Source organism: Nocardia sp. NPDC004123, from assembly GCF_053603795.1.
Genome location: NZ_JBSGGG010000051.1, coordinates 19,473 through 28,396, shown reverse-complemented (window position 1 = coordinate 28,396; position 8,924 = coordinate 19,473). Strand labels below are relative to the sequence as shown.

Below are 8,924 nucleotides of genomic sequence, written 5' to 3'. Positions count from 1 at the left end.
TGTACCGGCAGGCCGCGGTGTGAGCCGAGCTTGGCGGGGTCGACACCGGGCTGCAGCAGCGCGAACAGGGCGTCGTGGGTGCGCTGACCGGCATCGCGACGGTCGCGACGGGCCGCGGCCTCGAGGACCTTCGAGTCGACGACCTTGACGGTGGCGGCAACGCTGTCGGCGTCGTCGATGTTGCACATACCCGGACGGGCGAGCTTGGCGAAGACGGCATCGAGCAGGGCACGCAGTTCGGGGGTGATCCAGCCCTCGATCCACGACATCCCGTCCACCCCGGGACGACCCAGGATCAAGCCGCGACGGCGACGGCGGTCGGCGTCGGAGACGACCTTGCCGTCGGGGTCGATGCGGGCGAGGATGTCGCGACCGATCTTGGGCAGGTCATCGGGCCAGCCGATGCGGGAGTGATCGACCAAGAGGTGTTCGGCTTCCGCGCGCGTCTCGGCGGGGATGTCGGTGGGCAGGTGGTTCATCACGTCGATGATGTTGCGGACGTGATCGCGTGAGATGTCGCCTGTCTCATAGGCTTCGGCGGTCTTCTCCAGCGCGGCCGGGCGCAGATGACCGGTGGGTTCGAAGAATTCCCCGCACTGGTGGGTGATCTTCACCCGCACCGACGCGTCGTACCTCGACAACCCCAAGGTCTGGCGCAGGAACGGCACTACGCCCTTCGCCCCACTGCCTTCGGGCAGCGAACGATTGCAGGCTTCGATGATCAGGCGTGAATCCAGCGCCGACAGTTGATGTTTGCAGGTTTCCAACCGCTGCATCAACTCCACGACATCACCGTCGGCGAGCGGAGTGAGGTTCCCGCGGAGGACGGAATTCGACAGGGCTTCGACGGCGGCCGCCAGTTCTGCGATGCCGCACTTGTCGAGTGTCACCCCCGTCGAAGTCATGCACTAATTCTATCGCTATCCCACACCCATCGGAACCAGAAATGTCCTATATCCCAACATAATTCAACTCTACTGGATCTGAAATAACCATTGCCTCAATGGATTTCAATGAGACAGTGGATCGGTTTCAAGAACTGCCGGCGAGGGAGTCGATGATCTTGCCGATCCGGCGAGTGCGGGTCTCCGGTTTCTTGGCGTCGGTCACGGCGGTGACGTGCTCACGGCGGTTGGTGTACGAGAGCCTGTCGAAGGCGTCCTGTACCCCCGCCTCCCGCAGTGCGGCGGCGAGGTCGTCGGGGACAGCTATGGTGCGTTCCACGGTGTCACGCTCGACAGTGACGGCGACCTGGTCTCCAGCCCCCTTGCCGAGTTCGGCGCGGATCGCCTTCAGCAGGCCCAGGCACGGTCCCGCACCCATGGTGGCGATGGAGCCTCGGTACGGGATGCCGTCGAAGGTGGCCTGAACCGGGATGCGGCCACCGCCGCCGAGGGCGGTGATGATGTCGGGGGGAATGCGAATGTATGCACCACCGTTGGCAGCGGTTTCGATGACGCCGTCGAATCGTTGCATGGGTGCACGATATAGCGATCACTCAGCAATCCGAAGGTGTGTTAACAATTATTAAGTAACCGAGAACCAACCGTTTCGGAAGCTTCACCGCCGCTGCCCCGGAAGCCCCTTCCGAGAACTTGTTTCACTGCCTGCGAAGAGGTTTTCCCAGGTCGCGACCGCAAGGTGTGACCTCGGCCGCTACCCCTCAGTGACCGGAACATTGCGGCGATCTCACAGCTCACAAATGCGCTTCGAGCATTGTGAGCAAACCGTTTTGACGCCTCCCCCGGCGTCCCTACAGTCGAGCCAGCAGCCCGGTTTTCCAGCTCGAAGGGGGCGTTATGGCTATTACGCGGAACGGACACTCGTCCGCCGATGCGCTGCTTCGACTGGGGAAGTACTTCAACCGCGGCGAGGTGTCCGGTGACCTGCGCACCCTGCACAAGGTGGGCGGGCGCGAGGCCGACGAGTTCTACCGGGACCGGTGGTCGCACGACAAGGTGGTGCGGTCCACGCACGGCGTGAACTGCACCGGATCGTGCTCGTGGAAGATCTACGTCTCCGACGGCGTGATCACCTGGGAGTCGCAGCAGACCGACTACCCGAGCGTCGGCGCCGACAAGCCGGAGTACGAGCCGCGCGGCTGTCCGCGTGGTGCGTCGTTCTCCTGGTACACCTACTCCCCCGCGCGCATCCGCTACCCGTACGTGCGTGGCACGCTGCTGGAGCTGTACCGCGACGCCAAGACGCGGCTCAAGGATCCGGTGCTGGCGTGGGAGTCCATCGTCGAGGACGCCGACCGGGCCAAGGCCTACAAGTCGGCGCGCGGCAAGGGCGGGTTCGTGCGCGCCGAATGGTGGGAAGCCGCCGAAATCGCCGCCGCCGCACACGTTTACACGATCAAGAAGTACGGCCCCGACCGCGTCGCGGGTTTCTCGCCGATCCCGGCCATGTCCATGGTCTCGCATGCGGTCGGCGCCCGGTTCATCTCGCTGATCGGCGGCTCGATGCTGTCGTTCTACGACTGGTACGCCGACCTACCCGTGGCCTCCCCGCAGGTCTTCGGCGACCAGACCGACGTGCCCGAGTCCGCCGACTGGTTCGACGCCGGCTACCTGATCATGTGGGGCTCCAATGTCCCGGTCACCCGAACCCCGGACGCGCACTACATGACCGAGGCCCGCTACCGCGGCCAGAAGGTCGTGGTGGTCTCCCCCGACTACGCCGACAACACCAAGTTCGCCGACGAATGGGTGCCCGCGCGCCCGGGTACGGACGCCGCCCTGGCCATGGCCATGGGTCACGTGGTGCTGCGAGAGTTCTTCGTGGACAAGCAGACTCCGTACTTCAACGACTACGTCAAGCGCTACACCGATCTGCCGTACCTGGTGGTGCTGGACGAGCACGAGGGCGGCTGGTCCACCGACGGCGACTACAGCGGTCACACCTTCACGCCCGGCAAGTTCCTCACCGCCGCCGATCTCGGCCGCACCGGCGAGGGCGTCGAGCACCAGACGGTGCTGCTGGACGCGGACGGTGGTCCGCAGGTGCCCAATGGCTCTCTCGGCCACCGCTTCAACGAGGCGGGCAAGGGGCGCTGGAACCTGGATCTGGGGGACATCGATCCCCTGCTGACCCTGCACGGGCGCACCGATGATGTTGCGGCCGTGCAGTTCCCCCGCTTCGACGGGCCGCCGGGTGGGTCCGAGGGCGGTGTCCTCACCCGTGGCGTGCCGACCACCGTCATCGCGGGACGACGGGTGACGACGGTGTTCGACCTGCTGCTGGCGCAGTACGGCGTAGCCCGGTCCGGTCTGCCCGGCAGCTGGCCGACCGGCTATGACGATGCGACCCAGCCGTACACTCCCGCCTGGCAGGAGTCGATCACCGGCGTCCCCGCCCAGCAGGCCGAACGCCTCGGCCGCGAATTCGCCGACAATGCCGAGCGTTCCAAGGGCCGGTCCATGATCCTCATGGGCGCGGGCACCAACCACTGGTTCCACTCCGACCAGATCTACCGCTCCTTCTTCACCCTGACCCTGCTCACCGGCTGCCAGGGCGTGAACGGCGGCGGCTGGGCGCATTACGTGGGCCAGGAGAAGTGCCGTCCGGTGACCGGCTGGGCCACACTGGCTTTTGCCTCGGACTGGCAGCGGCCGCCGCGGCAGATGCAGGGCACCGTGTTCTGGTACCTGGCCAACAACCAGTGGCGCTACGACCCGTTCACCTCCGAGTCGTTCGCCTCACCGTTGAGCAAGGGCACCTTCTCCGGGCGCACGGCGGCCGACAATATCGCGCTCGCAACACGTCTGGGCTGGATGCCGTCGTATCCGACGCTCAACCGCAATCCCCTCGATCTCGTCGACGAGGCCGAGCAGGCGGGCAGGACGCCCGCGGATTACGTGGTGGACGGCCTGAAGTCGGGCGATCTCCGCTTCGCCTGCGAGGATCCCGACGCGCCCGAGAACTTCCCGCGGGTGCTGACGGTGTGGCGCGCCAACCTGCTGGGTTCCTCCGGCAAGGGCAACGAGTACTTCCACAGGCACCTGCTCGGCGCGGACTCCAACCTGCAGACCACCGAGACCACCGGGGTGCGCCCGCAGGAGCTGGAATGGCGCGACGAGGCCGCCACCGGCAAGCTGGATCTGCTGATGTCGATGGACTTCCGCATGACGTCCACGACCCTGTTCTCCGACATCGTGTTCCCGGCCGCCACCTGGTACGAGAAGCACGACCTGTCCTCCACCGACATGCACCCGTTCGTGCACGCCTTCTCCCCGGCCATCTCCCCGCCGTGGGAGGCCAAGACCGATTTCGAGGCCTTCCACCGCATTGCCCGCGGGTTCTCCTGGCTGGCGGAGAAGCATCTGGGCGTGCGCCGGGACCTGGTCGCGGTGCCGCTGCAGCACGACACCGCCGACGCGCTGGCGCAGGCCGGCGGGCGGGTGCTGGACTGGAAGCACGGCGAATGCGAGCCCGTTCCGGGTGTCACCATGCCGAAACTCGTTGTCGTCGAACGTGACTACCCGAATGTCGCGGACAAGATGGCCGCGCTCGGGCCGTTGGTCGAAACGCTGGGACTCACCACCAAGGGTGTCACCACTCTGCCCGATATCGAGGTAGATTACCTGCGCGGCGTCAACGGCACTGTGGTTTCCGGTGTCGCGCAGGGCCGTCCGTCCCTGGCCAAGGACACCCACGCGGCCGAGGCGATCCTGGCACTGTCCGGCACCACCAACGGCCGGCTCGCGGTGGAAGGGTTCCATGCGCTGGAACGGCGCACCGGAACCGAGCTGGCCGACCTGGCTGCCGAACACGAGGGAAAGCGAATCACCTTCGCCGACACGCAGGCCCGGCCCGTTCCGGTGATCACCTCACCGGAATGGTCCGGGAGCGAGACGGGCGGACGCCGGTATTCGCCGTTCACCATCAATGTGGAGCGGTCCAAGCCCTGGCACACGCTGACCGGGCGGCAGCACTTCTATCTCGATCACGACTGGATGATGGAGCTGGGCGAGCAGCTGCCGATCTATCGGCCGCCGCTGGACATGACCGCGCTGTTCGCCGAGCCGGGCATCGGCAAGGTGAGCGAGAACGGCGTGACCGTGCGGTATCTGACCCCGCACTCGAAGTGGTCGATCCACTCCGCCTACCAGGACAACCTGCACATGCTGACGCTCTCGCGGGGCGGTCAGGCGATCTGGATGTCGGACAAGGACGCCGCGAAAATCGGTGTCGCCGACAATGATTGGATCGAGGCCATCAACCGCAACGGCATCGTGGTGGCCCGCGCGATCGTGTCGCACCGCATGCCCGAGGGCACGGTGTTCATGTACCACGCCCAGGACCGCGCGGTGAACGTGCCGCGCATCGAAGGCACGGCGGATGTCCAGCGAGGCAAGGGTAAACGCGGTGGTATCCACAATGCGCTGACCCGGATCATGATCAAGCCCTCGCACCTCATCGGTGGCTATGCGCAGCAGTCGTTCGCGCTGAACTACCACGGCCCCACCGGAAATCAGCGCGACGAGGTCACCACGATTCGCAAGCGCTCGCAGGAAGTGGAGTACTGATATGCGTGTGATGGCGCAACTGGCCATGGTCATGAACCTGGACAAGTGCATCGGCTGCCACACCTGCAGCGTCACCTGCAAGCAGGCCTGGACCAACCGTTCCGGCACCGAGTACGTGTGGTTCAACAATGTGGAAACCCGTCCGGGACAGGGTTATCCGCGTCGCTACGAGGACCAGGAGAAGTGGAAGGGCGGCTGGACCCTCGACAGGAAGGGCCGGCTGACCCTCAAGTCCGGGTCGCGGATGAAGCGGCTGCTCAATATCTTCGCCAACCCGGATCTGCCCACGGTGTCGGACTACTACGACCCGTGGAGCTACGACTACGACAATCTGCTGTCCGCACCGCAGATGGACACCACGCCGGTGGCGCGGCCCAAGTCGCTGATCACCGGCGAGAACACCAACGTCACCTGGGGCGCGAACTGGGACGACTCGCTGGGGTCGGGCCCGGAGCAGGTGGGTAAGGACCCGTTGCTGGCCAAGCTCTCCGAGCAGGTCAAGCTGGAGTTCGAAGAAACGTTCATGTTCTACCTGCCGCGCATCTGTGAGCACTGCCTCAACCCCTCATGTGCCGCGTCGTGCCCGTCGGGCGCGATCTACAAGCGCGCCGAGGACGGCATCGTGCTCGTCGACCAGGACAAGTGCCGCGGCTGGCGGCAATGCGTCACCGGATGCCCGTACAAGAAGATCTACTTCAACCACAAGACCGGCAAGGCAGAGAAATGCACCTTCTGCTACCCGCGGGTGGAAGTCGGCATCCCCACCGTCTGCTCGGAAACCTGCGTCGGGCGACTGCGCTACATCGGGGTCATGCTCTACGACGCCGACAAGGTCCTCGAGGCCGCCTCGGTGGAGAACGACCAGGACCTCTATCCCGCCCAGCTGGGTGTGTTCCTCAACCCGCACGACCCGCGCGTCATCGCCGAGGCCGAACGGGCCGGGATCTCCCCGGAATGGATTCAGGCCGCTCAGGATTCACCGGTCTACAAGCTGATCGTGGACTACCAGATCGCGTTGCCGCTGCATCCGGAATACCGGACCATGCCCATGGTCTGGTACGTGCCGCCGCTGTCGCCGGTGGTGGACACCCTCACCCAGACCGGGCACGACGGGGAGAACCACAACAACCTCTTCGGCGCCATCGACGCCCTGCGTATTCCGCTGGAGTACTTGGCCGAGTTGTTCACCGCCGGTGAGATCGGCCCGGTCCGTGCCTCGTTGCAGCGGCTCGCCGGGATGCGGTCGTTCATGCGCTCGATCAACCTCGGCCAGGAACCCGACCTGTCCATCCCCGACGCCGTCGGCCTCGAGCCCGAAGAGATCGAGGCCATGTACCGGCTGCTGGCCATCGCGAAGTACGAACACCGGTACGTGATCCCGTCCGGCGCGACTTCCCGTGCCCACGAACTGGATTCCCTCGCCACGGGATGCTCGCTCGACACCGACGGCGGCCCCGGCATGACGGCCTTCGACTACATGGCCGACAAATTCCACCTCACCGACACCAACGATGCCTCCCCCGACCAGAAATCCAACCGCATCAACCTGTTGAACTGGGATGGCAGGAGCACGAAAGGCTTGGTGCCCACCGCAACCGGCACCAATGGCTCCGGTGCCCATGGCCATGGCGGAAACGGAGCGAACGGCAGCGGCGCCGGCGTATCCACCGCCACGTCCGGAAACGGCAACGGAAACGGCAATGGCCACCATGGTTCCGGTGTCGACGGCGTCAGCAACGGCGCTGCCGCCGCCGAGCCGGAACCCACCGGAGCCACACGATGAGCCTGCTGAAACCGCGACGGCGCACCGAACCCGCCGTCACCGCGCACGAAGAGAATCGGCGGCAGGCCTGGCGGCTGAATGCGCTGTCGCTCGACTACCCGCACCCGCGCACGCGCGCCATGATCGACGAACTCGATACCGCCGCAACGGAATCCACCGGAGCCCCGCGATGAGCCTGCTGAAACTGCGGCGACGGCCCGAACCCGCCGTCGCCATGAGCGAACGCGATCGGCGACTGGTGTGGCGGCTGGGCGCGCTGCTGCTCGACTATCCGAGCGCGCAGACCCTGGCCATGCTCGACGAACTCGACGCCGCCGCAGCGGAATTGCCGGACGCGGTCCGTCCGCTGCTGGCCGAGTTCCTCGCGTACCTGCGCACCGGCGATGCGATCGCGCTGGCCCAGGAGTATGTCGAGACCTTCGACATGCGCCGCCGGGCCAGCCTGCACCTGACCTTCTACGCCTACGGGGACACCCGCAAGCGCGGGATGGCGCTGCTGCGGTTCAAGCACGCCTACCGGCATGCCGGGGTCGAACTCGGCGACGAGGAACTGCCCGACCACCTGCCCGTGCTGCTCGAATTCGCCGCCACCGTCGATCCCGTCGGCGGCGAACGACTGCTGGGCGAACACGTCCCGGTGCTGGAACTGCTGCGGTTGTCGCTTTCCGACAGCGGATCTCCTTACGCCGGGGTGCTGGCGTCGGTGGTGGCGACCCTGCCACCGGTCACCACCGCCGACCGCCGGCGTATCGCCGAACTCGCCGCCCAGGGCCCGCCCGAAGAGGAAGTCGGATTGGAGCCCTTCGCCATGGACCCGCTCGCCTTCACCGGATCGGAGGCCCGCCGATGAGCTCCGCGCTCTGGCTGACGCTGCCCTACATCGCGTTCACGTCGTTCGTGCTCGGGCACCTGTGGCGCTATCGCACCGATCAATTCGGCTGGACCACACGGTCTTCACAGGTCTACGAGTCGCGGCTGCTGCGCCTGGGCAGCCCGCTGTTCCACTTCGGCATGCTCGGGGTGATCGGCGGGCACGTGCTCGGCGTGCTCATCCCGCAGTCCTGGACCGACGCCGTCGGCATCTCCGAGGAGACCTATCACGTGGTCGCCGTCTCCGCGGGATCGGTTGCGGGCGTGGCGGTCATCGCCGGGATCGGCATCCTGCTCTACCGCCGCGTCACCGTCCCCGCCGTCCGTCAGGCCACCACCACCAATGACAAGGTGATGTACATCCTGCTGGCCGCCGCCCTGATCACCGGTCTGCTCAACACCGTCGGCAGCAACCTGCTCTGGGGTACCTACAACTACCGCGAGACCGTCTCCCCCTGGTTCCGCAGCCTGTTCACCCTGCATCCGCACCCCGACCTCATGGTCGGCACCCCCTGGACCTTCCAGGCGCACGGCCTGATCGTGTTGTCGCTCATCGCCTTCTGGCCCTACACCCGCCTGGTCCACATGTTCTCCGCGCCCATCGGCTACCTGGTCCGCCCGTACGTGGTGTACCGCGCGAAGCCGAACAAGTCCGCGGACAAGACCCGCTACGCCCGCGCCTGGGATACCCCCGCCATTCCGCGGCGCTGAGACACCGGGCGTACATCGATTTATCGATG

Annotated in this window: 7 protein-coding genes; 5 read left to right on the top strand and 2 right to left on the bottom strand. The window is 66.1% G+C overall.

Going from position 1 to position 8,924, the window contains the following annotated elements; translation table 11 throughout:
• Together ACWEQQ_RS44075 and ACWEQQ_RS44070 are read right to left on the bottom strand one after the other, a co-directional pair.
• The coding region (locus tag ACWEQQ_RS44075; protein WP_452352439.1) for a DUF222 domain-containing protein at positions 1-905 on the bottom strand (905 nt) is incomplete at its 3' end.
• A gap of 127 nt (positions 906-1,032) precedes the next feature.
• Positions 1,033-1,476, bottom strand: a complete 444-nt coding sequence (locus ACWEQQ_RS44070) for a YdeI/OmpD-associated family protein (protein WP_452352438.1) — start codon at positions 1,474-1,476, stop codon at positions 1,033-1,035.
• 323 nt (positions 1,477-1,799) lie between these two features.
• Here ACWEQQ_RS44070 and ACWEQQ_RS44065 point away from each other — a divergent pair, with 323 nt between their 5' ends.
• Genes ACWEQQ_RS44065 through narI form a run of 5 tightly spaced genes read left to right on the top strand, consistent with a single transcriptional unit; the run spans position 1,800 to position 8,895 of the window.
• Positions 1,800-5,531 (top strand): nitrate reductase subunit alpha, encoded by a 3,732-nt coding sequence (locus ACWEQQ_RS44065; RefSeq protein WP_452352437.1) that lies wholly within the window; start codon positions 1,800-1,802, stop codon positions 5,529-5,531.
• A gap of 10 nt (positions 5,532-5,541) precedes the next feature.
• Positions 5,542-7,314 (top strand): nitrate reductase subunit beta, encoded by a 1,773-nt coding sequence (gene narH, locus ACWEQQ_RS44060; RefSeq protein ID WP_452352440.1) that lies wholly within the window; start codon positions 5,542-5,544, stop codon positions 7,312-7,314.
• Positions 7,311-7,487, top strand: a complete 177-nt coding sequence (locus ACWEQQ_RS44055) for a hypothetical protein (RefSeq protein ID WP_452352436.1) — start codon at positions 7,311-7,313, stop codon at positions 7,485-7,487. Before narH ends, ACWEQQ_RS44055 begins: the two co-directional genes overlap by 4 nt.
• Complete coding sequence (gene narJ, locus ACWEQQ_RS44050) at positions 7,484-8,164, top strand: nitrate reductase molybdenum cofactor assembly chaperone (RefSeq protein ID WP_452352435.1); 681 nt, start codon at positions 7,484-7,486, stop codon at positions 8,162-8,164. The genes ACWEQQ_RS44055 and narJ overlap by 4 nt, the downstream gene beginning before the upstream one ends.
• Complete coding sequence (gene narI, locus ACWEQQ_RS44045; protein ID WP_452352434.1) at positions 8,161-8,895, top strand: respiratory nitrate reductase subunit gamma; 735 nt, start codon at positions 8,161-8,163, stop codon at positions 8,893-8,895. The genes narJ and narI overlap by 4 nt, the downstream gene beginning before the upstream one ends.
• The last annotated feature ends 29 nt before the right edge of the window (positions 8,896-8,924 follow it).